This window comes from Pseudoalteromonas sp. NC201 (assembly GCF_002850255.1).
Taxonomy (GTDB): domain Bacteria; phylum Pseudomonadota; class Gammaproteobacteria; order Enterobacterales; family Alteromonadaceae; genus Pseudoalteromonas.
Map to the genome: position 1 here is coordinate 3,757,501 of NZ_CP022522.1, position 22,641 is coordinate 3,780,141.

The window sequence follows — 22,641 nt, forward strand, 5'->3', positions numbered from 1 at the left end:
ATACACAACAAGAAAAACAATCAAACTTATCAACCACTACATTATATGTAGGTAATCTACCATATCGAGCCAACGAACATGTTGTCCGCGAGCTTTTCGAAGAGCAAGGGCAAGTATTTTCAGTTCGCCTACTTAAGGATAAAAACACAGGCAAACGACGTGGTTTTGGTTTTGTTGAGATGTCTAAGCAAGATGCAGAAAAGGCGATTACTCAACTCAATGAACGTGAATTTCAACAGCGTACATTAAAAGTAAGAGAAGCAAAGCAAAAGCCTGAAGGTGAGATGGATCACTCACCCGCTTAATTAATCTTTATTTAAATTAATAATAGAGATTACTTCTTTACTACCCATTACTGGTGCCGTTGCATAGAAACGCACTTCCGATGCACTCGGCACCTTTTCTCCTACTACTATTTGACTTCCCAACAATGACACTGCGCGATTGGCTATTGCTTTGCCAGAATCAACCAGCTCCACATGCTTCTGTAAGCAATTCTTGATATCGTGAGCTATCAACGGAAAATGTGTACATCCCAACACTAGCCTATCAACAGTGGCTGGAATGTAAAGCCGGTCTATTTCCGCGCAAAGTGCCTCTTTATCCAACTCGTTATGCCAATAAAAGTGCTCAGCGATCCTTACAAGCTCCGTTGAATGCAAAGTTTCAACTTTACAACCTGAGGTAAAATCCATGATGAGCTTATGTGTATAAGCATTATTTGACGTTGCCGGTGTTGCCAATAGTGCGATGTGCTTGGTCTTTGAACTAGACGCAGCAGGCTTAACAGCAGGAACAACACCTATAATTGGAATCTGGGTATGTTTTCTGGCTTCTTCCAACGCGTATGTTGAAGCGGTATTACATGCAATAACGATAAGATCAACATTGCCCAAGTATTGCTGTTGCCAACGAATAAGTCCCTTGATACGTGATTTGATTAGCTCTTGAGGCTGAAGGCCATATGGGAGAAAAGCGTTGTCCATAACATAACTAAATGAACCCCCCTGCAAACATACCTTTAAGTGCGACAGCACACTGGTGCCACCGATCCCCGAATCGAAAACCAAAATATGCGACAAACTTCATACCTCAAATCAATGAAGTATGAAGTTTGCCATGAGTCCTCGCGAAAATAAACTGGCTTAGCTTGTTTGTTTTTGCTCAACTTGCTCTTTATTTAGTTCATTCAGTTTACTAAAAAAGCTACTAGCATAATCCAAAAATTCATTTAGTCTCGACTGACCTTCATTCATCCAAGCAAGCAGGTTTGGCAACTCATTATCGGCATTGAGTCCCTTAGCTTGCTCTTGCACATCTGCTAACTGCTTATTCAGTGGCATAAATGCCTTCTCTAAGTCTTTCATTGGATTGCCTTGCTGATATTGAGCAATCGCAGCAGATGTTTTACTTTGTCTTAAATCCATCGTGAAATTAGTGATCTGATCTGAGTTTAAGCTAAGCGACTTTGCCAAATCGAAAGCTTCATCGTATTCACCACCGAAAAAAGAATCACTGACATTACGGATATCTTCCATCATATCGTTAATTGCCTGCTGCTCCTCTTCGTTCAGCTCACCATTTACCTTAATTGAGAAACTAACCTCATGAGAGGACTTAGTGCCATATGCCATGCCATAATCATTACCTTTTTGCGCGACACTCGCAGCGGCTCCCTGAGCATACGCATCGGAGAATGAAATAACGACTTCATCCCCTTCAGCTGTAGTAAATGCATATTCAGCCTGATTAGAAAGGCTCGCAAACTGTGCGGCACTGATCGCTAATGCCTTTGGCGATTTTTCTTCAAACAATTCTTTTTCAAAATCATCTAAACCTTTAAAAATCCCTTCTCGTGATTTTTCAATACCATCTTCGATGTCGGAATTGAAAGCGCCCGTGCCTTTTAACTCTTCGCTGGCTTCATCAATACCCTGTAGCACGCCCTTACGTGCCCCATCTAGCATGGATTTCAATTCGTCATCATTTTTGCCGTCGACTTTGGCTTTCTTCACTGCCCCCTGAACAAAATCGAGTACATTTTTGACAATAGATTCAAAATCAAATAGTGGCTTGTCTTTTTTATCTTGTGTCGGCTTCTCAATCCCCAACGCTTCTGCAAGCTTATCATCAAGAATTTTAGCTGCTAGCTTAGATTTATTCCCCGCATAGCTGTCCGAATTAATTTGGATATTTGGTCCTATCCCTTTGCTCTTTCCAGGCTTATGCTGCATCGCTGGATTGAGCAACTGATTTAATTGCCCGATTTTCATGGTATGCCCTCCAATATATTAGTTAGATTATCGGCATATTTGCGCAAAGCTAAAGTATAATGATTAAAAAAACAGCAAACCAGACGCATCAGTGATGCTAGACTGGACAAATTAGCAACGCTCCCTAAAATAGCGCCTCTTAATTCAACATAGATGGTTTTAGCATGGCAGTAATAAAAATTGATGATTCAGCATACGAGCAACAGTTAGCAGATAAAGCTGAGCGTATCACAACACAATTTGCACAGTTTGATGCACCTGCACTTGAAGTGTATGAATCTGCAACTCGCCATTACCGCCAGCGCTGTGAATTTAGAGTATGGCATGAGGGTGAAGATCTGTTTCACATCATGTTTGACCAGCAAACAAAAGAAAAGATCCGTGTTGATAGCTTTGATCCTGGTGCGCCGCTTGTCAATGAAATGATGCAGGTGATGATACATCAGCTGAAAGGCAACGAAATATTGCGTCGTAAACTGTTTCAGATCGACTACCTCACGACACTGAGTGGTGAAGTACTGATCAGCTTGCTTTATCACAAGCAGTTAGATGAAGCGTGGCAAACCGCGATGCAGACATTGAGAGCCGAGTTGCAACAAACCTATAAAGTTGATTTTATCGGTCGTGCTAGAAAACAAAAGGTTGTGTTTGGCAACGACTATGTAACTGAGAAACTAAGCGTTAACGGTAAAGAGTATATTTATCAGCAGGTTGAGAACAGCTTTACGCAACCGAATGCGGAAGTGAATCAGAAAATGCTAGCTTGGGCGCAGTCCATCAGTGAACCGCTAAGCAACGATCTACTTGAGCTTTATTGTGGTAACGGTAACTTTTCAATTGCATTGGCTGGTTCATTCAATAAAGTGCTGGCTACGGAGATCTCTAAATCATCAGTAAAGTCTGCACAATTTAATATTGCAGCAAACAAAGTCGATAACTTAGATATTATTCGCATGTCGAGTGAAGAGTTTACACAAGCCATGAAAGGGCAGAAGTTTTCTCGATTAGATGGTATTGATTTACAGTCCTATGATTGCCAAACGATTCTTGTCGACCCGCCTCGTGCTGGTATGGATGAATTAACCTGTCGCTTAGTCAGCAACTACGACAACATTATTTATATCTCATGTAATCCAGACACATTAGAGCGTGATTTAGCCTTGTTATGTGAAACACATAAAATCGCACGCATGGCAATTTTCGATCAGTTCCCTTATACCCATCATATTGAATCTGGCGTTTACTTAGTGAGAAAGTGATCTCTAACGATTAACGACTGGCTGCCATCGCTGTGATAAGTGCTGGCAGTTGAGTTTCGCTAAAGACTTGAATACCGGATTGCTGTAATAAAGACGCCGTTAGCCCCTGCCCTACTATTTTTTTACCTGTATGACTACCATCGTAAATCAGATTGCTGCCGCAAGACGGACTGGACTCTTTTAACAACGCAAACTTTATATCGTGCTGAAGACAAGCCGCTAGCGCTTTTTTAGCACCGAGTTCAAACGCGGTGGTAAAATCATCCCCTTGTTTACTCAAAACTTTACCATCTGCTATTTCAGCCGATGGGCGAGGTGTTGGTAAACCACCAGATACTTCGGGGCACAGCGGTAAGACCCAATTTTTTTGCCGCCAATACTGCAACGTATTGTCTTGAAGGCTTTGTGAAGAGGCGTCATACCTCACCGGATAACCTAATAAACAGCTAGAAACTAAAACTTTAAACATAAAAAAGCCCCGCAACAATTGCAGGGCTAGTCTAATACAAATTAGATTTTATTTCTTTGCTAAATAATTCACCAAAGCTGCAATTTGCTCAGGCTTAGTCGTACCAGACTCACGAAGCAATAGCTTGTATTTACCGTTTACCACGAACATTGGTACACCTGTTAGCGCGCCTTTATCAGAAAGTGTCTTCTGCATTCGTTGCATTTTTGAAGCTTTAGTACGAACAGAGAAACTGGCATAAAGTTTATCAAACTTCTCTTCTTCAACACCTTGTGCAATAAAGATATCTTTTACATCAGCAAGTTCATTGATTTTTGCGCGCTTGCCATGGATATGATTAAACATGGCTGCAACTATCTTGTCTTTTTGTGGCAGCACTTCAGCAGTTGCAAGTGCTTGTGCCAACACTTGTTGGATCTCAGGCTCTCTTGGACCAACAAAATCTATATGGCTCTTTTTAAACTTAACGCCTTCGTCCAGCTTTGGTTTAACGTCAACGATTAAATTTTCCATTGCGTTACAGGCTGGACAATAAAAAGAAAAATACTCCATTACCTCAGGCTTTTTCGTGCCACGCTCGGCAATAACTTCATAATGCACACCTTCTTCAAATGGCGCAGCCTGAGCAAGAAGAGGAAGCATTAGTGCAACCGCTAAGCCTTTTAATACTTTCAACATACTAACTTTCTCCAGTCCTTATTTTTTTAATAGATATGCGATCAATTCATCAAGCTGCTCTTGGCTCTTGATACCTTTCATTTCGATTCTGTATTTGTCATTTACGATAAAAGTTGGAACGCCTGTTAGTGCACCTGCGTCAGAAAACTTATTTTGTGCTTTAAGCATGTTATTTTCAGCACTCACGACAGGCATACTCGTTACAGCCTGCTCAAACTTTTCAGCAGAAATCCCATTTAACTCCATTAGTGTTTTCAAATCTTTAATGTCTAACAGTTTGTTTCTTTCAACATGAATAGCATTAAAAATCTTCTCAGCAATCACATCCGCTTTGCCTTCTTGCTCGGCAATAATATAGGCATAGCTAAGATTACTTTGCGTCTCTGTAGGAATACCTCGTAGGAAGTTTACATGGCTTTTTTCAAAGCGAGCTTCCTTTGGTAAATTCTTTTCAATCGCTTTTGCAATTGGCTCAAAGCGGAAACAGTGAGGACAGTAAAAAGAGAAAAACTCGGTAACTTTCTCTGATTTACTCTGTTCGGTTGTTAAGGTCGTGTAGTGCTCACCTTCGGTAAAGTCTGAAGCCATTGCTGCAATAGGCAAAAATAGTGCGACTAATGCGATTCTGAATTTCTTTAGCATGTTACTCTCTCTAATTTTAAGGAAATAGGCTCAAACTTGGTTCATCTAATGCGGCAAATTGCTCTTTTAACGCTAGGATCTGTTGTTCCCAGTATTTGTCTGTCGCAAACCAAGAAAAGTTCCGTTCGAATGCAGGATCCTGCCAGCGCTGTGCCAACCAAGCCATATAATTCACCATTCTCATGGCACGTAGCGGCTCAATTAACGCAAGCTCTTTTGAATCAAACGGCATAAATTCTTCGTAACCCATAAGCAGGGTGTCTAACTGTACCAATTGCTCGTTGCGTTCGCCATTTAACATCATCCACAAGTCTTGTATTGCAGGGCCTTGCTGACAATCGTCAAGATCCACCAACATCAATTGATCTCTAGACCACAATAAATTTCCAGCATGACAATCCCCATGAAGCCGAAGTGTTTTAGTAACTTGATACTTTGAGGTTGCTTTGTTAATAACTTGCTCAAGAATAGTAACAAATGGAGTATGTAGATGACTAGGTACTAGCTGGCTTTTTAGCAGTGTTTGTTGCGCATCAACCAAAAAACGCTGGGTATCGAGCTGTGGTCTATGCTCGAATGCTCGCTCAGCCGACAGACAATGCAAGCGCCCTAGATAGCGACCTAAAATTTCTAAGTGGTCTAGATTATCGAGCTCGAACTGGCGTCCACCAACGCTTGGAAACAACGTATAGCGGTAACCTTCATGAAAGTGCAGACTACGCCCAGCAATAATTAAAGGTGCCACAACTGGCACTTCAGCTTCTTTCGCTGCCAGCGCGAACTCATGCTCTTCAAGAATTTGTTCATCCGTCCAACGCGCTGGGCGGTAAAACTTCACTACATAACGCTTGCCGTCCTCAGAACCAAATTGATAAACACGGTTTTCATAGCTGTTCAGGGCCAATAACCCCGTTGTAGGATATATCTCAAGTGCCTCAATCGCATCTAAAATAAGATCCGGTGTCAGTGCGTTAAAACTAAAATCGTTCATAATGTTTATAAAAAAGCGAGGTTTTATACCTCGCTTTTACCTTACTCTATTATCTTCCTTTGAAGAAATTGGTCGGCTGCGCCAGCCGCTCTTCTGGATCTTCTTGGTTAATAAGCACAAACTCAAATTCGGTTACTGGCTTTTTCAAATCATATGGATCAATCACAACAGAGAGTGGCACATCTAATGTCGTGCCTGCAGCTAAGTGCACCTCATGCTTACCGATCACCTGATAATTACTTAGACCCGTTATTGCAATAGAAAATTTCTGCTCAACTTGCGCTTTGTTTATCACTTTCAAGGTATAGGTATTTTCTACCAATCCCTCAATATTGACACGATAAAGTTGATTTCTATCCCGAATAATATCAAGATCCATCGGCTTACGCATCGCAATATTCGCAACTAATGCACCAGTGATAACGACCAGGATCATTAAATAACCGATTAATTTACCACGTACTGGTTTGGTCTTTTCGCTAGATGATTCTAAATTGCGCTCTGTAGTGTAAGCAATTAATCCGCGCGGGTAGTTCATCTTATCCATAACACCATCACAGGCATCAATACACGCACCACAGTTGATGCATTCATATTGCAAACCATTACGAATATCGATACCGGTAGGACACACCTGAACACACAGGTTACAATCAATACAATCTCCTAGACCTAGCTCTTTTGGATCTTGCTTGCGTCCTCGAGGACCGCGACTTTCACCTCGTTCGCTATCATAAGCGACGGTAAACGTATCCTTATCAAACATGGCTGATTGGAAGCGAGAGTAAGGACAGATGTGTAAACACATAATTTCCCTCATCCAACCGGCATTACCATAAGTACAAATGGTAAACACGATGATGCTAATGACGGAATAAAAACCTGCTGAAAAAGTAAGTAAATCAGGGAGCAATGAGCGGATCGGGGTAAAGTAACCAACAAAAGTGATTGCGGTATACAGTGAAAAGAGTATCCAGCTACCGTGTTTTGCCGTTTTTCGCCAAAACTTGTCAAAATCCATCGGTCTCTGATCTAGTTTTTTCCGTTGGTTTGCTGTTCCTTCAAATTTTTCTTCAAACCAAATAAAAATAAACGTCCAAACGGTTTGCGGACAGGTGTAGCCGCACCATACCCGGCCATAGAAGGTGGTCACCAAGAACAGAGCAAATGCCGCTATCATCAGAATAAAAGCAAAGATAGTCAGATCTTGTGGCCATAGTGTCATGCCAAAAATATTAAACTTCTGCTCAAAAATATCGAACAACACCGCTTGATGGCCGTGAAAGTTTAACCAAGGTAAAGCCATAAATGCCAACATACCAATAAAGCCGATACGCCTTCTTAGCAGTTGATGTAGGCCAGACACCGCCCGGACATATATGCGATTACGAGGATTAAAACGATCGGGCGTAGAGCTATTGAGCGATTTCCCTTCAGTGCCACCTATTGGCTTTTGAATTTTTACTTCAGACGGTATGTTTTTAACCTTGATTCTTTCGTTCTCCATGGAAGCTCCTTAGTGCTTTGGAACGAGATGCACTTGCTACAGTGACCTTGAAAAATACAGGCTAAACTATTGCAATGTGCCCCATGACATAGTTTAGCGCTTACTATTATACGCTTTGAAACCCTATGATTAATAGTAAGTTGAGCTAAAACCCACCATAAATGATGAGAGACTTGTTGCGACCTGACAGACAAGTTTATTACACTAGGAACAAGATTTTTGTTAGCTAGATCAAATCAGCGTCAGATTATGAAAAAATTCTTAGTATTAGCCATTATAGTCGTTGCTCTGTTTACTGTGGATCATCCATTGATTAAAGAGCCAAGAGATAGGTTACTCGGTCAAGGCGTTGAAGTGCTAAGCGAGTCCAGCAAAGTACAACGCAGTACGGCTGCAAGAATCGCCAGAGCCAACGTCGTAAAAACAATTACCATGACAGATGACGAAAAGCGCTATATTGATGAAGCCCTTGCAACAGATGAAAAAGTAAGACTTTTCCACCTCAAGTATTGTAAAGAAAACGACTATAACTTGTATTTTTACGGCCCCGATCTCGTCAAAATCTGTGAAATTGCAGAGCAAGCCATTCATGAAGCAAAGGGATTATAATGGACTTTAGTCAATTAAATAAAAAGTCGGCAAAATCCTTTAATGATCAAAAAGCACTCATTAAAAAGCTTAGTCAGGGACGTGATGTCAATTGCCCAAGCTGTCAGCAACCCATAGCACTCAGTTTAAGCCAATCGACGTCAAATAGAGCTGTGGCGCAATGCCAGCAGGGTTGCACATTTATCGAGTTAGATCTCGCATAAAGATTATTCAAATAGTCCACTATTCACTGCGGCAACTTCGACTAACTCAGCATAAGATGCGGCAAACTCGTCAGCCAATTGCGCTTGAGTTAGTTGAAACTCGGCCAGTGACTGTCCTATTTTGTCACAGTAAATCGTTAACTGTTGCTCACCAAGTGCAAAAAGCCCTAGTTGTTCTGTACTCACTTGCAAAGCTTGTTTAATATCGTCGGCGAGCGGACTGGACATCAATTGCTCGTAAAAGGGCGTTGCCGCCATTAAAAATCCTTCGGCCCAATTAATTTTTTGCTCAAGTGGTGTTTCACCATTCCAAGGCAATTGAAATTCAGTTTCGTATACCTGCTCAGAAATCTCATGATGTAAGGCCATCAATGCAAACGCAATACTCTCATCTAATTCTGGATCCGCATTGGTTAAAGTCTTAAGCCACTTATCAACCTCAATACCGTTTGGGTCTATGCAGGTAGCAAATAAATATCCTTGTAAAAAAGCGATATCAATAGAAAGCTTGCGCGCAGAAAAGTAGTTTTCTAAATTCAGCTGATCAGCTGCAGTAAAAGAGAAGTCGTGCATAGTGTTGCCTTGAACTTAGGCGCCGTATCAGCGCCTACAAAAATACTTTTATATTAATAACTAACCTGAGATTAGATTAATACCAATTAGTCTTAATACTTGCTCAATTTGAAGGAGCAAATCTGACGCTAACTGCGTTAAAAATTTCTCATTTAGAACAACTAAATAGCAAAATTTTCGCCTTGCCTACATGGATGTAGGTACCTTGGCGATAGCAGGACGCGTAAGCGGTGTTATCGGCAAGATTTTCTCGCCTCAAAATAGGTCACTTAATTAAGCAAATTGGTATAACTAAAGTCTGATATGACAGAAGTATATTATAAATTTACCGGGTAACGACCTTCGCCATCCGGTCTACCCAAAAACTTAACCGCATCGTGTACTTCTTTTGGTAGACTTGCATCTGGCTTAATATTACCAGATACGCGAAACTGGAAATTGGCAGCAAGTGTCGCATCAGCCTGTAAGCCCAGACGATTTTCAGGGTCAACAAGCACGGCAATATCTCCTGATTTACAATCGAGCTGGCCACTAAGGTCGCCGATACTAAACCAACCATTCATGCCTTTAACATCAATATTTGGACTACTTATCTCACCATTTAGTCCTTCACAGTATGGTGCACCACTTTGGTACTTTTTCACATTGACGATAACACGCCCTTTGGCATCAACCGGCAATGGCAGGGTTACTTGATCCATAGCCTGCTCAACACTGAAACGAAGTGAGGCATTATTTACCATCACTGATTTACTGACTAAATTCGATGAGAAATTAGCTTTTCCTGAGATCTCATTTTTATCTCTCGCATTACCAAACTGTACATTGCCTGCCAGATCACCGAGTAGTAAAGCCGACGGTTCAAGCTCCCACTGAACCTGATTCAATTGAATGTTATTGAATCTCACACCGCTCACTTGACCATGCCAAACAGAACCATTTACTGCACCTAGCTGCAAATTAGCTGGCAATTGACCTTTAAAAACTTGCAGCAACACCGCTGCTGGCATAGTAAAAGCACTAAAAATAATAAATGCGAGTAAAAATATAATGAGTAGAGATAGTGTTTTTTTCATAATTATTTCTCTAAAACCAAGCGACTAACACGCACAAAGCCAGGTAAATTCCCTTGTGTAAGGTCTAGGTTTTCTACTTTTACTCCATGCTTATTTGTCAGTTCATCTATCCAAGCAACAAGTTTATTAAATTCCACATCATCGATGGTTAAACGCAGGCTTTCGCCACTAGGTTGCATTTTACTGATATCGATTTGAAAGCGGCCACGGGTGTTATTGACTATCTGGCTGATATTACCGCCGCTAATCACCTGTGCAGGGCTGTTAGATTTCAGCTTATTCACGCTTTGACCAACCCAATTTACGAGCTCGTGATTACGTTTTAGCTTAGCTTCGGCATCGCTGACAGCCTGATTTAAAGGTTTGAATATACCCATTATCAGAACAAAAACGACAAAAATAACGCCGGCAACGATCAGCAGTTTTTGTTCTTGCTCTTTTAAACCACGCCAATAGTTAACTGCTTGCTGCTTCATGCTGCACCTCGAATACGAATTTCACCCACCACAAAGTCACCATCATTGTTCAGGGCCCCCTGTTCAACGCTTACACCGCGTTGCTCTAAAATTGCTTTGACCTGACCAAATATCTGGAACTCTTTTGCGCGCGCTCTAATTCTGAGTTCATTCCTACGTTTGTCGTAACGTAGCGTTTCAGGAGCGAAAGCATCAACCTCTTCATAAATGGCCACAAAATGATTTGTTAATTCGAGCAAGCCGCCTTGCTCCGTACCAGATAAAGCATCAAGCTCATTTTGGATCTGTTTTTTCAATAAGTGCGGACGCACTACTTTATTTGGAAATGCCTGTTGATACATAGCAACCGCTTGGGTTTCTAGCTGATTAGCTTGATGACTTATTACATACAGTTGAGTGCCTTTAATTGCGATAAAGCTCACTACTGCCACGCTCGCCGCTATTAAGCCACTGCGCCAATCACGCCACCACTGCGGTTGCTTTTTCTTCGCAGCGAACCGACCTTGACGCAAATTAAAATCAATATTTGATAATGATTTCGCGAAGATGGCTAAAGGTAAATCGTAATCTTGTTGTTGCGCAGTGAGCGCTATCGTTTCTGAGAAATCACTTGCAGGGCTAAAATGCGCCAGCTGCTCAACACCCGCAATGGCGAGGTACTCGTTAACCCAGCTAAGTTCAGCAGTGCCAACTTGCCAAGCATTGTGTTTGAATAGCCATTGCAGCCCTAACTGCACGGCACTAGTCATCTCTTCATGAAGCGGCAGACATAAGGCGTCTGGTAGCGCTTTACTTACACTGATCCCTGCGTCATCGAAGGCACTAAACCAGCTTTGTAGCCAACTGCTATCACAAATCGCAACATCGATAGTATGTGTGTCGGCTTTCATACCCGGTTTACCAATTGCGATAAATAGCGCATCGATGTCGGTCGCGACATGTTCCTCAAGCATAAATGGTAAGGCTTGCTCTAGTTTCCTATTCCATTTTGCTGGTAATTCTAGCGTGCGTAACTGCACCGCTGTCGCTGGTAGTAACAAAACAACTGGTCTCGTTTGCGCTTTTTCGGCAAGGCTACCAAGCTGTTCACTCCCTTCTAATTCACCACTGGCAATAATTTGTTGTTGTTCTGTTGACCACACTAACCAGTGTATTGTCGCCTGGTGTGACTGATCCACACGGATCAATAATTGTTCTGTCACTCTACGCCTCCAAATTTACGAGCAAGCACGTACGCTTTACCATCTTTTGTTTCTATAATTGATGTGAGAGAAAAGCGTCGCTCATCAAACACAGCTGTTGCTCGCAACTGAAAATAATTGCTGTTAATCGTAAAAATTTTGGAAGTCTTGTTAGGGTCTTTGACCCCTTGATTCGCGACTTCCGTGTAAAATTCATTGATATCGGTAAAACCTTTTTTCGGCCTTGCAGAAATAATAGCTTCAGCACCTGATTTCGATAAACCAGGCATAAGCGCACTGAGTAAAAGCGCTTGTTCTGGCAATATCGTATTGACGTTTACCGCGAGCTCCTCACTACCGGGGATCACGCAAACATAAGGCTTAATTTTTTCCATCACCAGTGGGTTAAAGCCCTTAATCACGCGTAGCTCACTAACAGACGCCATCAAATTATTAGCCGTTAAATAAGGCGTCTGATTAGACATATACTCGTCTTCTTCTGCCCCTGAGCGGTAAGTAATGCTATCTTCGTCAAGCCAATCGTAGACACTATCAGCAAGGGCTTCCTCGCTTTCGTTACTCGGCAAATCCTCAATATTCTTCAAAAGCTCCAATAGCGCAGCATGGGCTGGGTTAGTGTTCTTTCCACCAATCTGCTGACCACCTTGGTTATTTCCATTTGTTTGTGACTTTGCTCTCAAGGCATTCAGGTTTAGGCATGCCTGTAAGTCTGTAACTTTACCGCTCAACGTACCATGGTCAACGGGGTAAGGCACTTCTTCACGAGCCCAAGGCTGGTCTAGATTAACGGTATCAGGATCATCTTTTTTCGCTTGTATCAACGCTCTTTTGACTAATTCCTCAGCACCATAGCTATACCACTTGGCTTGTTGCTGAGTTTGAATATTCGAGGCCTTTTGTACCTGCACCATTAAACTACTCGCCATTTCAGCGGCAATTGTCGCTGCCAATGCAACGATGAAAAGTACGATAACAAGCGCTGCACCTTGCTGCTTCATGGCTGTTGCCCCTTATCATCAGCGACACCACTGCCTGGCGTTAAAAATAAACGGCTTATTGGATCCGAGTCTTTTCTTTGCAACGTCACTTTAATCGCTTTAGGTAACGATTTCGACTTCCAATCAGCTTGCCATTTTAGTTTGTCGTCCAAAAATTCAAACTTTAATTCTTCGACATCTTCCAAGATGACCTGCGCGCGTGGCTCTGTTCCATCTAGCTGATCAACGTATATTCGATAAATACGCTCAAGCTTGTCATCGATAACCCGATAGCCCACTGCCTGCAGTTCAGAGCGAGGCAATAAACTAATAGGGTTAGTCCAACCATCACGAACAAAAGCGATACCATCATATTGGCTCTCAAGCTCATACCGGCCATGGATGATATAAGTTGGGCTAAAATCCCCTGCTTCATTTCTGACTTCTCGCTTAGTGATCTGATTAAAATCCTGATCCATCAAGCGGAAAGTCGTTTGTAGACCTTCAATTTCGGCAATTTTTTCCGCTGATGCAGCTTGGGCCTTCAGCGTTGAATCTAAAATTTGGTGAGTCGCCGTCACCACCACCGCTAAAATAGCCAGTGCCAACAATACTTCTATTAGCGTGAAACCACGCTGAGGTGTACGCACTGTCACTACTTACTCCGGTACATAAAAGTGGTGATGTCATACACTGAGTTTTTGAGTTCAGGTTCGCGGAAAACGTGCACGGTGAGCTTTACAAAGCTAGGATCTGCGGTTTGTTGGATATGCTGTTGCCAATACCAAGTGACCCCGGCCATTTCCTCTTCGCCTTTGTTACCATTCTTCCCATGCCAGTCATCGCCTTGCGCACGCAAAAATACCAAGCGATTTTCTGCCACCCACGACGCATAGGTCTGCTCTTCAAGCGAGCCGATATGGTTTATATGTTCGCTTGTTGCTTGCATTGCAGCAATACCAGCGACAGCACAAATACTGAGCGCAACCATGACTTCAAGTAAGGTAAAGCCTACGCTTTTTTTAGCGTTCATTCTTCAGGTTCCCGCTTCAGCCCTACTGGTGCCATAAATTCACCTTCGACAAAAAATATTGGCTCTTGAAGCTCTTTATTTTCCACACTTAATCTAAATGCGCTGACTTCACCGGAAGATAAAATAAGTACTTGCGGGATCTTGAGCTTTTTAAGTTCAAGCAAATTGTCGTCGTCGCCGCCACTCATCAACTCTCGCCAATTTGCTTGCTCAAGTAAGTTATCTTGAGACCAAGGCAGATCTTCTAAGATTAATTCCACTTTGTACTGCTCAGGCAGCTCAATTGGTTTGTAGATATCGTCGGCTTCGAAAGTTCGCCACTTCTCACCGTCAAAAACCAAAAACTCAATCACACCTTTATCTAAGTGAAAACCAAGTTCAACCTGATTTAGTACTGCAAATTCTGATGCAAGATTAATCGTCCCCTGCACACGCATAGCCATGGTTTCGAGCTCTTCCTCATCACTATCACTGACGGTATAAGTAATGAGGTTTACTGAAAAAGCAATGATCACCAAGACAATAAGGACTTCTAGTAAACTAAAGCCCTTTACCTTAGCTAATGCCGGTTTATGCAGAGGTGCTAACATAGATTAACGTTCGTCTTCCGTATCCCAGTTACCGATATCATCATCAGTTCCAACTTCGCCATCCGGACCCATTGAAAAGATATCGATTTGGCTCATTTCGCCAGGACTTACTAATTGGTAAGGATTACCCCATGGATCTTCTGGAAGCTTAGAAATAAAGCCACCTTCAGGGAAACGTTTTGGTACCGGGTCAATATTGGTTTGCGTTACCAAAGCTTCCAAGCCTTGCTCTGTAGTTGGATAGCGTTTGTTTTTTAGTTTGTACATCTTCATTGCGTCTTCAATCTGACGAATATCTAGACGTGCCTTTTCTTTTGCTGCTTCTTCTTGTTGACCCATCACGTTAGGCGCAACGATAGATAAGATCATACCGATGATAACAAGTACCACCATCACTTCTAGTAGTGAGAAACCTGATTGTTTTTTCACAATGTTTACCTCAATGCTGTTATTGATGACCATGCAAAAACATGCGATGGCCTTTCCTTTTTGACTACAATCCTACGGCTTTGTTCATCGCCATAATCGGCTGAAGAATCGCCATAACTATAAAGAGTACAATAATTGCCATCGTCGCTATCATCGCAGGTTCTAGCAACTTCAGCGAGACATTTACCATACTTTCAAATTCTCTTTCTTGGTTATTCGCTGCACGCTCAAGCATCTGTTCTAATTCACCCGACTTTTCTCCGCTGGCAATCATGTGCAGCATCATAGGTGGGAACATTTTGGTCTGTTGCAACGACGCTCTAAGGCTTGCACCTTCACTCACCCGAGTCGCAGCTTCAGCAACGGAGGCTTTGATTTTTTCGTTCTCAAGTACTTGGCCTGAGATTTTCATGCCCTCAAGTAGCGGAACAGAACTCGATGAGAGAATACTTAAGGTACGCGCAAATCGTGCAGTATTGACACTGCGAGTTACCTTACCAAGACCTGGTAAACTCAGCAGCTTACTATCATACCAAAAGCGGATCTTAGGTTTTTGTAATGCTTTTTTAATCGCGTAGGTGCCAATGACAACCACTGCCAATGTGATCATCCAGTAGTTTTGTACAAAATTACTGGCAGCCATAACCCACTCTGTTGTCCAAGGCAGTGCTTGCTTAGATTTCTCAAAGGTCTTCAAGATCTTTGGTACTACCGTTCCCAATAGAATGGAAACAATCGCGATAGCAAAGATGACCAAAATAATGGGATACACCATCGCTTGCGTAATTTGGCTGCGCATATGCTGGCGCTGTTCAGTGTAATCGGCCAAGCGATTTAGTACTTCATCTAAGTGCCCTGACTTTTCTCCAGCGGCAACCATTGAGCGGTACAAGTGATCAAATACGTGAGGAAACTCCGACATACCATCTGCGAGTGTATAACCTTCAACGACTTTTGATCTTACCGCCATCAGCATACGCTTTAGTCTTGGCTTTTCGCATTGCTCAGCTACAGCCATCACCGCAGCTTCAACAGGTAAAGAGGATTGGATCAAGGTCGCCAACTGGCGCGTGATCAAGGCAAGGTCTGATACCGAGGGACGGTAGCCTTTAAAAAGCGTAAAACCACCACTACTTTGGTTTTTATCTTTCTCCGCAGCAGGCAAAACTTCAAGTGGCATCATGGCTTTTTCTCTTAGCATCTGCCTAACTTGCTTCGCCGTATCCGCCTCTAAAATTCCTTTCTTCTCTTTGCCTTTACCATCTAAGGCGCGGTATTCAAACGCTGCCATTAGCCTTCCTCACGTGTTACACGCATTACTTCTTCTAAGGTTGTTTGACCAGCAAGTACTCGCGAACAGCCATCTTGTCGGATGCTTGGCGTACGCTTACGAATATACTTCTCAACCGCCTGCTCACCTTTACCGTTATGAATAAGTTCACGGATGGGCTCATCAACGATGAGAAGCTCATGAATACCTGTACGGCCTTTGTAACCATTGAAGTTACACTCTTCACAGCCGACTGCACGGAAGATTTGCGTGCCACTGTCTTTGGCCACACCCAGTAGTTCACATTCTCGTTCATCCGCCAAATGCGCTTCTTTACAGTTAGGGCAAAGCGTTCTTACCAATCGCTGTGACAGCACGCCTAGCAGTGATGAACTCAAAAGAAACGGCTCAACCCCCATATCTTCCATACGCGTGATAGCACCGGCGGCTGTATTCGTGTGTAGTGTGGATAATACCAAGTGACCGGTCAAAGATGCTTGAACACCAATTTGCGCGGTTTCTAAATCTCGGATCTCACCGACCATCACTACATCGGGATCTTGACGTAGGATTGCACGTAAACCTCGAGCGAATGTCATATCCACTTTTGGATTCACTTGTGTTTGGCCAATGCCAGGGATCTCATATTCAATCGGATCTTCAACCGTTAAAATATTGCGATCCTTAGAATTGATTTGTGTCATGCCTGCGTACAGGGTCGTACTCTTACCTGAACCCGTTGGACCAGTAACCAGTATAATACCGTGAGGCTTGGCTATGATCTCTGCAAACGCATCGCGGTTTGCTTGGGTCATGCCCAAATCTTCGAGATCTAATCGCGCATTATTTTTGTCTAACAGACGTAGCACCACTCGTTCACCAAAGCTTGATGGCATCGTTGATACACGCACATCCACGGCTCGTCCCGCGATCCGCAGACTAATACGACCATCTTGCGGCACACGTTTTTCTGCGATGTCGAGCTTAGCCATTACTTTGATACGAGAAACTAATAATGAAGACAATTTACGGTTTGGCTTCAAGACTTCTTTCAGTACACCATCAACCCTAAAGCGAATAACTAGTTCTTGCTCGAATGTTTCGATATGAATATCCGATGCACCTTCTTTTATCGCTTCACTCAACATGGCATTAATTAGCTTGATGATAGGCGCATCATCATCCGCGGCAAGCAGGTCTTCTGTTTGTGGCAATTCTTCAGCAAGCGAGAACAAGTCCATCTCGTTGCCGATGTCTTCCATCATCTGTTGTGTTTCAGAGCTGTCTCTTTGATAAGACGCCTCAAGCATATGCTCAAAGCGTTCTTCATCTAAAGCTTCGAGATGTAATGTCTTTCCTGCAACTCGGCGTACCTCCATCAGCGTTTCAAGATCAAGCGTACCTTTGTGAAAGAGCTTAGCCTGATCGCCATCAGGGCTGAGTAACACCCCTTTGCGACGTGCAAACGAAAATGGCAAACGTAAAGTGATTGCAGGGACGGGCGGCATTTCAGCCACCTCACCTAGTATTGGCTCAGCGCTTTGCAGCTGCGCTGCCATCTCTTCAGCTTCAGCTCCTAAATCCGGCGTGACTTTCTCATCAATCATTTTCACGCTCTTTTTTGTTTTGTTCTTTTAAGAACTCTTCATACGTCGGTGGCAGAGTAAGCTTATCATCCCACTTAGGTAAGATTGGCGTGTCTTCAAATGGCATTAGCTCAATGCCATCTTCTCTTTGTTTATGCTGCTCACCACGGATAAAGTTATATTTTGAATGGCTAATTTCATTCATACTGCGGCTATCACGTACAATAGTCGGACGAATGAATACTAATAGGTTGCGTTTTTCCTTTTTAGTCCCTGTTGATCTAAATAGGTGACCTAATATTGGAATGTCACCCAATAGTGGTACTTTAGATACACTTTCTTGAACGGTTTCATCAATCAGACCACCTAAGATAACCATGCCGCCATCATCAGCAATAACCGTGGTATTGATAGCACGTTTAGCCACTCGAATATCCACCGACGTCGCACCTTTCACGCTTGATACTTCTTGTTCTATCGTCAGTTGAACCGCTGTGCCATCGTTAATCTGAGGGGTTACTTTTAATTTAATACCCACTTCTTGGCGGTCTACCGTTTGGAACGGGTTTGAATTATTGTCGTTCGCCGTTGAACCCGTAACAATTGGCACTTCTTCACCGACGATCATGGACGCTTCTTCGTTATCCATAGTCGTAACCGATGGCGTGGCAAGAATATTTGAGTTGGTATCAGTAGTTACCGCTTGAATGATTGCACCCCAATCATTCTTGACAATACCTGCGGCTAACCCATTAATACCGCCTAGAACTTTGGCAAGCCCAGTCAAATCGCCCTTAACAGTCTCATCATATTCCGTTGTTTTTCCAGATTCTGTACCTGTTATATTTTTAGTGACTGTTTTGTCACGTGCTTGCTCAGCAGCAACCGCTATGGATCCAATTGGTGCAGTTGTACCGTCATTAAACTGTAGCATACCGCCTTTTTCAGAGATCCATTGTAAGCCAAGGTTAATACCATCGGCTTCAGAAACCTCAACAACAATCGCTTCAACCAATACTTGGGCACGACGGATATCCAGTTTTTTAATAACTTGACTCAGTGAACGCATAGTGTCTGGCTGCGCCGTTATCACCAATGAGTTTGAGTCTTCATGCGCCTCAATGCTGGTTTCATTTTTGCTACTACTGCGAGTTCTTGCTTGCTGACCTGCGGCTTGCTCTTCTTCAATCGATTTACTCACGCCTTGAAGAACCTTAACCAGATCTTCAGCTTTTGCGTAATTCAGATAGAAGACCTGAGTATTGCCTTGGGATTGCAACTCGTCGTCTAAACGCTTTATAAGCTCAGCAGCTCGGCTACGCGCCTGTGACTCGCCGCTGACAATGACGCTATTAGTGCGGGTATCTGACACAATTTTCGGGATAAGGAAGTCTGGTACACCGCCTTTCCCTGAGTCTTGAAAAATCTTTTCAACGACTTTAACAACATCTTCAGCAGTGGCATGCTTCAGCTTAACGATATCAACACGTTTATCACCTGCTTGGTCAACCGTTTTAATTATATCAACTAGGCGATTCACCGAGGACGCGTGGCCAGTTAGCATCATCACGTTTGCTGAATTTAGATTGGTTACGTGACCACCATCTTTTTGGTCACTGAACTGACGAATAAGTGGACCAAGCTCTTGCACGCTAACGTTCTTCACGCGAACAACGCGTGTTACCATTACGTCACCATTACCTAGCTCTTCACCAGATACCAAAGGTACATTTGACTTTTTACCATCAGAACTACGAACTACCTTAAGCACACCGCTATCCATTTCAATAACAGAATAACCATACACTTCCAGCACGTTTAAAAAGAACTGATAATAAAGCTTTTCATCCATCAACTCATAACTGCGAACATTGATATTACCGCGCACGTTAGGGTCTATGATGATAGTTTTATTCAGCTTATCACTAACGATATTAATGAATTCATTAATATCGGTACCTTTGAAGTTCGCGGCATATTCAACCGCAGAAACAGAAAGTGAAATACCAGCAGCAATCAAGAGCGTTGCATACTTAGCTAACCCTTTTTTGGTTTTTGTGAGGTGTAGCTTTTTACCCATTATTCTAAAACTCCAAAATTAGTAACTTTACAGGCTAAACTGCACATCCATCACTTGACCGTCTCGCTCAATCGTGATGTTCGCATCTGTGCTCGTTCTAAGTTCATTAATAGCTGACATAGCCTGTTTCATATCCGTGAGCTGAAACCCATTAATTGCGATTGCTAAATCATTCGCTTTAAGCCCCACCTGTTCGAACAATTCAGGATCCTTTCCAGGTGAGAGACGATAGCCAATAACTTCGCCGTTACGCTGTTCCGGAGCAATCTTAATATAATCAAATAATTTACCTGGATCGCTGAGCAATTCCTGGCGACGATTTGCTAGTTCATTTCGAGATGGGGTTGGTGAAGCTGTGCTGTTGACGGTTTTCTTTGACTTTGTTGGCATCGCCACAGTGCGACTAAACTCTATACCATCTAACATCAGCGTTTCAAAACGCCCACTGACATCCAAAATCACACGATCAGGTAACACTCGGGCAAGCTTAGCGCGAGTGCCTGTGATTGGTGCATCAACTGAGTAGGTCTCCTGGCGACCCTGAGACTCGATAATAGCAAGACCCGCACCATCATCTTGGCTTACCGCTACGATACCGGTTAGCCTAACGTTAAGCGTTGTTTCTGGTGCATCAGAAACCACGGGCTGTGGTTTGGTATCAGGCTTAGCATTTGCCTCACCAAACAAATTTTGAGCGACAATTCCTTGGCTTGTGATACCGCTACTTGATTGACTATACAGTTGTGATGCTGGAAGCAAGGGTTGTGTTTGTGGCACTGGCCATAACAACCAAAATAATTGCGAAAAGAGAAACGCAACGTAAACAACCGACAGGACAACAATGATACGACTCAATTTTGCGTGAGGCAAACCAAGCCAAAACTTCTGAAGCTGTTGTAACTGTAATTCCATATAATACTTTTCTTATTTTCTTGAACGCCCCAGTGTACCGCCTCGAAATTTTTTCAACAAGCGTGCATTTGTTAAACTTTTAATTAAATAGGTACACCGTAGGCCAATTAACTGAATCTAAACTTAACCTTGGAACATAGACACACATATTAGTTCATTTTTTAGGTAAAGTGCGATTAACTCACAAGTTTAGTGCCTGTCATCTACTTTGTTTGCATAACGAAATATGCTAAATTTGTTAGGTTAAATTTCACACTAGCAAATAGTTAACGAATTGTGACAAAACTCCAACAGGAAAACAACCAATCTGAACAGAAAGTTCGTATTGATAAGTGGTTATGGGCTGCTCGCTTTTACAAAACACGAGCGCTTGCTCGCGATATGGTCCAAGGTGGCAAAGTACATTACAACGGTCAACGCTGTAAACCAAGTAAAACGGTTGAAGTCGGCGCGGTAGTGAAATTAGCCCAAGGATATGAAGAGAAAGAAGTAACCATACTCAAAATCATGGAAAAGCGACAAGCGGCTCCAATTGCTCAAACTCTTTATGAAGAGTCTGAAGCAAGCATTGAAAAACGAACGCAAAACGCGTTGGCGCGCCAAAACAATAGCTTGTTTGCGCCTCGTCCTGCCACTAAGCCGGACAAGAAACAACGCCGTGAATTACTTAAATTGAAATCAAACTAGGATTTTCATTGATGCAGACTGATTTACTTCATCGTTATATTTTTGACAAGCTAGACGTACGTGGTGAGCTTGTACAAATAGAACAGACTTTTACTGACATCATTAGCGGTCACAACTACCCAGAGCCTGTGCAACACCTATTAGGCGAGTTATTGGTTGCAACCAGTTTACTGACCGCTACGTTAAAATTTGAAGGTGACATTGCGGTTCAGCTCCAAGGTGATGGTCCAGTAAAATATGCGGTGATCAATGGTAATCACAAACAACAGATGCGTGGCGTGGCAAGGCTGCAATCTGAGGTTTTGGGATCATCTATACCTGAGCTCATGGGCAAAGGGTATATGGTTATCACCATTACACCGACAAAAGGCGAACGCTATCAAGGCATAGTTCCCCTTTCTAAAGAATCACTTGCCGAATGTTTAGAAGAATACTTCGAGCAATCTGAGCAATTGAAAACCCGTTTATGGTTCGCAACAAGCCTAGTCGGCGATAAAGTGAAAGCGGCAGGTCTGTTTTTACAAGTACTGCCCGTCAATAAAGAAAAGTCTGTTGCCGATTTCCAACATCTTGAAGCACTAAGCGACACGATTAAAGATGAAGAGCTACTAGATTTAGACGCCAATACCGTACTAACTAGACTGTATCACGAAGACAATCCTCAACTTTTTGAACCGCAAGCTATCTCGTTTGTATGTGGATGTAGCCGAGAAAAAACCGAGAATGCGCTGGCCAATGTCGGACTAGAAGCCTTGATGGAAGACTTGCAAAAACACGGCGAAGTCAATATTAGCTGTCATTACTGCTTGAAAAACTACGTTTTTAACGAGCAAGATATTAAATCGTTATTTAATTAAGTTGCGCTTTAGCCCTTAATTACAAAATGAAACCGCCATTTTTGGCGGTTTTTTTATGGCTATTGGGTGATACCGGTGTCATAAAACATACAAAAGTTATGACACCGGTATCATTGAAATTATTCAAGTTTTTTGACGTTTTTATGTAATTTTAAGCACTCTAAAGGCTCGAATATCTCAATTTCATCTGTTACTATAAATTTAGCTAAGGGCAAGAGTACCCCAGAGCTATCCCGTTCAACTCTCACTTTTTAGGTATAAA

The 22,641-nt window shown here is 42.6% G+C and carries 26 protein-coding genes (1 of these 26 only partly in view); 6 read left to right on the forward strand and 20 right to left on the reverse strand.

Annotated features, from left to right (window positions below; translation table 11 throughout):
* Nucleotides 1-305: the 3' portion of an RNA recognition motif domain-containing protein gene (locus PNC201_RS16450; protein WP_102057648.1), read on the forward strand. It extends 163 nt beyond the left edge of the window; 305 of the gene's 468 nt are visible here — the last part of the coding sequence; the start codon falls outside the window, past its left edge; the stop codon is at nucleotides 303-305.
* Here the strand turns inward: PNC201_RS16450 and murI are convergent, their stop codons facing one another.
* Both murI and PNC201_RS16460 read right to left on the reverse strand, forming a co-directional pair.
* Nucleotides 306-1,082 carry a glutamate racemase gene (gene murI, locus PNC201_RS16455; RefSeq protein WP_102057649.1) on the reverse strand — a complete coding sequence of 259 codons (777 nt, stop codon included), beginning with the start codon at nucleotides 1,080-1,082 and terminating at the stop codon, nucleotides 306-308.
* A 63-nt stretch (nucleotides 1,083-1,145) separates the two neighbouring features.
* Complete coding sequence (locus PNC201_RS16460; RefSeq protein ID WP_102057650.1) at nucleotides 1,146-2,273, reverse strand: DUF5610 domain-containing protein; 1,128 nt, start codon at nucleotides 2,271-2,273, stop codon at nucleotides 1,146-1,148.
* A 164-nt stretch (nucleotides 2,274-2,437) separates the two neighbouring features.
* On the opposite strand from PNC201_RS16460, the gene trmA reads away from it, so the two are divergent.
* Nucleotides 2,438-3,532 (forward strand): tRNA (uridine(54)-C5)-methyltransferase TrmA, encoded by a 1,095-nt coding sequence (gene trmA, locus PNC201_RS16465; protein WP_010604384.1) that lies wholly within the window; start codon nucleotides 2,438-2,440, stop codon nucleotides 3,530-3,532.
* 10 nt (nucleotides 3,533-3,542) lie between these two features.
* Here trmA and PNC201_RS16470 read toward each other — a convergent pair whose 3' ends face one another.
* From PNC201_RS16470 to ccoG, 5 genes are read right to left on the reverse strand one after another with little or no spacing between them, the layout of a single operon-like run.
* On the reverse strand, nucleotides 3,543-4,001 hold the full coding sequence (locus PNC201_RS16470; protein WP_010604383.1) for a DUF523 domain-containing protein: 459 nt from the start codon (nucleotides 3,999-4,001) through the stop codon (nucleotides 3,543-3,545).
* 48 nt (nucleotides 4,002-4,049) lie between these two features.
* Nucleotides 4,050-4,679 carry a thiol:disulfide interchange protein DsbA/DsbL gene (locus PNC201_RS16475; protein ID WP_010604382.1) on the reverse strand — a complete coding sequence of 210 codons (630 nt, stop codon included), beginning with the start codon at nucleotides 4,677-4,679 and terminating at the stop codon, nucleotides 4,050-4,052.
* Between the two features lie 18 nt (nucleotides 4,680-4,697).
* Complete coding sequence (locus PNC201_RS16480) at nucleotides 4,698-5,321, reverse strand: thiol:disulfide interchange protein DsbA/DsbL (RefSeq protein ID WP_010604381.1); 624 nt, start codon at nucleotides 5,319-5,321, stop codon at nucleotides 4,698-4,700.
* 16 nt (nucleotides 5,322-5,337) lie between these two features.
* The gene (locus tag PNC201_RS16485) at nucleotides 5,338-6,312 is read right to left on the reverse strand and encodes a serine/threonine protein kinase (protein ID WP_102057651.1); all 975 of its coding nucleotides are present in this window, start codon (nucleotides 6,310-6,312) and stop codon (nucleotides 5,338-5,340) included.
* A 49-nt stretch (nucleotides 6,313-6,361) separates the two neighbouring features.
* Nucleotides 6,362-7,819 (reverse strand): cytochrome c oxidase accessory protein CcoG, encoded by a 1,458-nt coding sequence (gene ccoG, locus PNC201_RS16490; protein WP_102057652.1) that lies wholly within the window; start codon nucleotides 7,817-7,819, stop codon nucleotides 6,362-6,364.
* A gap of 249 nt (nucleotides 7,820-8,068) precedes the next feature.
* Here ccoG and PNC201_RS16495 point away from each other — a divergent pair, with 249 nt between their 5' ends.
* Both PNC201_RS16495 and PNC201_RS16500 read left to right on the forward strand, forming a co-directional pair.
* The gene (locus tag PNC201_RS16495; protein WP_223193819.1) at nucleotides 8,069-8,428 is read left to right on the forward strand and encodes a hypothetical protein; all 360 of its coding nucleotides are present in this window, start codon (nucleotides 8,069-8,071) and stop codon (nucleotides 8,426-8,428) included.
* Nucleotides 8,428-8,631 (forward strand): hypothetical protein, encoded by a 204-nt coding sequence (locus PNC201_RS16500; protein ID WP_102057653.1) that lies wholly within the window; start codon nucleotides 8,428-8,430, stop codon nucleotides 8,629-8,631. The genes PNC201_RS16495 and PNC201_RS16500 overlap by 1 nt, the downstream gene beginning before the upstream one ends.
* A 3-nt stretch (nucleotides 8,632-8,634) precedes the next feature.
* On the opposite strand, the gene PNC201_RS16505 is transcribed toward PNC201_RS16500, so the two are convergent.
* From PNC201_RS16505 to gspC, 13 genes are all read right to left on the reverse strand, one after another.
* On the reverse strand, nucleotides 8,635-9,204 hold the full coding sequence (locus tag PNC201_RS16505) for a UPF0149 family protein (RefSeq protein WP_010604377.1): 570 nt from the start codon (nucleotides 9,202-9,204) through the stop codon (nucleotides 8,635-8,637).
* Between the two features lie 317 nt (nucleotides 9,205-9,521).
* Nucleotides 9,522-10,280, reverse strand: a complete 759-nt coding sequence (locus tag PNC201_RS16510; RefSeq protein ID WP_010604376.1) for a type II secretion system protein N — start codon at nucleotides 10,278-10,280, stop codon at nucleotides 9,522-9,524.
* A 2-nt stretch (nucleotides 10,281-10,282) separates the two neighbouring features.
* Nucleotides 10,283-10,756, reverse strand: coding sequence for a type II secretion system protein GspM (gene gspM / locus PNC201_RS16515; protein WP_010604375.1), 474 nt, complete (start codon nucleotides 10,754-10,756; stop codon nucleotides 10,283-10,285).
* Complete coding sequence (gene gspL / locus PNC201_RS16520) at nucleotides 10,753-11,958, reverse strand: type II secretion system protein GspL (protein WP_102057654.1); 1,206 nt, start codon at nucleotides 11,956-11,958, stop codon at nucleotides 10,753-10,755. Before gspL ends, gspM begins: the two co-directional genes overlap by 4 nt.
* Entirely contained in the window at nucleotides 11,955-12,956 is a 1,002-nt protein-coding gene (gspK, locus tag PNC201_RS16525) for a type II secretion system minor pseudopilin GspK (RefSeq protein WP_102057655.1), read from the reverse strand. Before gspK ends, gspL begins: the two co-directional genes overlap by 4 nt.
* The gene (gene gspJ / locus PNC201_RS16530; protein WP_095728107.1) at nucleotides 12,953-13,591 is read right to left on the reverse strand and encodes a type II secretion system minor pseudopilin GspJ; all 639 of its coding nucleotides are present in this window, start codon (nucleotides 13,589-13,591) and stop codon (nucleotides 12,953-12,955) included. The genes gspK and gspJ overlap by 4 nt, the downstream gene beginning before the upstream one ends.
* On the reverse strand, nucleotides 13,591-13,968 hold the full coding sequence (gene gspI, locus PNC201_RS16535; protein WP_102057656.1) for a type II secretion system minor pseudopilin GspI: 378 nt from the start codon (nucleotides 13,966-13,968) through the stop codon (nucleotides 13,591-13,593). The genes gspJ and gspI overlap by 1 nt, the downstream gene beginning before the upstream one ends.
* A complete protein-coding gene (locus PNC201_RS16540) occupies nucleotides 13,965-14,558 on the reverse strand; it encodes a prepilin-type N-terminal cleavage/methylation domain-containing protein (protein ID WP_010604370.1) in 594 nt (197 codons plus the stop codon). The genes gspI and PNC201_RS16540 overlap by 4 nt, the downstream gene beginning before the upstream one ends.
* A gap of 3 nt (nucleotides 14,559-14,561) precedes the next feature.
* Nucleotides 14,562-14,987: a type II secretion system major pseudopilin GspG gene (gene gspG / locus PNC201_RS16545; protein WP_026001105.1), complete on the reverse strand. Its 426-nt coding sequence runs from the start codon at nucleotides 14,985-14,987 to the stop codon at nucleotides 14,562-14,564.
* 64 nt (nucleotides 14,988-15,051) lie between these two features.
* Nucleotides 15,052-16,278: a type II secretion system inner membrane protein GspF gene (gspF, locus tag PNC201_RS16550; RefSeq protein WP_010378505.1), complete on the reverse strand. Its 1,227-nt coding sequence runs from the start codon at nucleotides 16,276-16,278 to the stop codon at nucleotides 15,052-15,054.
* On the reverse strand, nucleotides 16,278-17,765 hold the full coding sequence (gspE, locus tag PNC201_RS16555) for a type II secretion system ATPase GspE (protein WP_174171065.1): 1,488 nt from the start codon (nucleotides 17,763-17,765) through the stop codon (nucleotides 16,278-16,280). The genes gspF and gspE overlap by 1 nt, the downstream gene beginning before the upstream one ends.
* A 91-nt stretch (nucleotides 17,766-17,856) precedes the next feature.
* Entirely contained in the window at nucleotides 17,857-19,923 is a 2,067-nt protein-coding gene (gene gspD / locus PNC201_RS16560; RefSeq protein ID WP_010604368.1) for a type II secretion system secretin GspD, read from the reverse strand.
* Nucleotides 19,924-19,950: 27 nt separating this feature from the next.
* Nucleotides 19,951-20,835 carry a type II secretion system protein GspC gene (gene gspC, locus PNC201_RS16565; protein ID WP_102057657.1) on the reverse strand — a complete coding sequence of 295 codons (885 nt, stop codon included), beginning with the start codon at nucleotides 20,833-20,835 and terminating at the stop codon, nucleotides 19,951-19,953.
* 276 nt (nucleotides 20,836-21,111) lie between these two features.
* Between gspC and hslR the strand changes: the two genes are divergently transcribed.
* A complete protein-coding gene (hslR, locus tag PNC201_RS16570; protein WP_010378496.1) occupies nucleotides 21,112-21,522 on the forward strand; it encodes a ribosome-associated heat shock protein Hsp15 in 411 nt (136 codons plus the stop codon).
* Between the two features lie 11 nt (nucleotides 21,523-21,533).
* Nucleotides 21,534-22,379 (forward strand): Hsp33 family molecular chaperone HslO, encoded by an 846-nt coding sequence (hslO, locus tag PNC201_RS16575; RefSeq protein WP_010604366.1) that lies wholly within the window; start codon nucleotides 21,534-21,536, stop codon nucleotides 22,377-22,379.
* The last annotated feature ends 262 nt before the right edge of the window (nucleotides 22,380-22,641 follow it).

Excerpts from the sequence above, each read along its gene's own strand:
- PNC201_RS16460 (WP_102057650.1), bottom strand. The coding sequence starts at position 2,273 with ATGAAAATCGGGCAATTAAATCAGTTGCTCAATCCAGCGATGCAGCAT.
- trmA (WP_010604384.1), top strand. The coding sequence starts at position 2,438 with ATGGCAGTAATAAAAATTGATGATTCAGCATACGAGCAACAGTTAGCA.
- PNC201_RS16470 (WP_010604383.1), bottom strand. The coding sequence starts at position 4,001 with ATGTTTAAAGTTTTAGTTTCTAGCTGTTTATTAGGTTATCCGGTGAGG.
- PNC201_RS16475 (WP_010604382.1), bottom strand. The coding sequence starts at position 4,679 with ATGTTGAAAGTATTAAAAGGCTTAGCGGTTGCACTAATGCTTCCTCTT.
- PNC201_RS16480 (WP_010604381.1), bottom strand. The coding sequence starts at position 5,321 with ATGCTAAAGAAATTCAGAATCGCATTAGTCGCACTATTTTTGCCTATT.
- PNC201_RS16485 (WP_102057651.1), bottom strand. The coding sequence starts at position 6,312 with ATGAACGATTTTAGTTTTAACGCACTGACACCGGATCTTATTTTAGAT.
- ccoG (WP_102057652.1), bottom strand. The coding sequence starts at position 7,819 with ATGGAGAACGAAAGAATCAAGGTTAAAAACATACCGTCTGAAGTAAAA.
- PNC201_RS16495 (WP_223193819.1), top strand. The coding sequence starts at position 8,069 with ATGAAAAAATTCTTAGTATTAGCCATTATAGTCGTTGCTCTGTTTACT.
- PNC201_RS16500 (WP_102057653.1), top strand. The coding sequence starts at position 8,428 with ATGGACTTTAGTCAATTAAATAAAAAGTCGGCAAAATCCTTTAATGAT.
- PNC201_RS16505 (WP_010604377.1), bottom strand. The coding sequence starts at position 9,204 with ATGCACGACTTCTCTTTTACTGCAGCTGATCAGCTGAATTTAGAAAAC.
- PNC201_RS16510 (WP_010604376.1), bottom strand. The coding sequence starts at position 10,280 with ATGAAAAAAACACTATCTCTACTCATTATATTTTTACTCGCATTTATT.
- gspM (WP_010604375.1), bottom strand. The coding sequence starts at position 10,756 with ATGAAGCAGCAAGCAGTTAACTATTGGCGTGGTTTAAAAGAGCAAGAA.
- gspK (WP_102057655.1), bottom strand. The coding sequence starts at position 12,956 with ATGAAGCAGCAAGGTGCAGCGCTTGTTATCGTACTTTTCATCGTTGCA.
- gspI (WP_102057656.1), bottom strand. The coding sequence starts at position 13,968 with ATGAACGCTAAAAAAAGCGTAGGCTTTACCTTACTTGAAGTCATGGTT.
- PNC201_RS16540 (WP_010604370.1), bottom strand. The coding sequence starts at position 14,558 with ATGTTAGCACCTCTGCATAAACCGGCATTAGCTAAGGTAAAGGGCTTT.
- gspF (WP_010378505.1), bottom strand. The coding sequence starts at position 16,278 with ATGGCAGCGTTTGAATACCGCGCCTTAGATGGTAAAGGCAAAGAGAAG.
- gspE (WP_174171065.1), bottom strand. The coding sequence starts at position 17,765 with ATGCCGCCCGTCCCTGCAATCACTTTACGTTTGCCATTTTCGTTTGCA.
- gspD (WP_010604368.1), bottom strand. The coding sequence starts at position 19,923 with ATGGGTAAAAAGCTACACCTCACAAAAACCAAAAAAGGGTTAGCTAAG.
- gspC (WP_102057657.1), bottom strand. The coding sequence starts at position 20,835 with ATGGAATTACAGTTACAACAGCTTCAGAAGTTTTGGCTTGGTTTGCCT.
- hslO (WP_010604366.1), top strand. The coding sequence starts at position 21,534 with ATGCAGACTGATTTACTTCATCGTTATATTTTTGACAAGCTAGACGTA.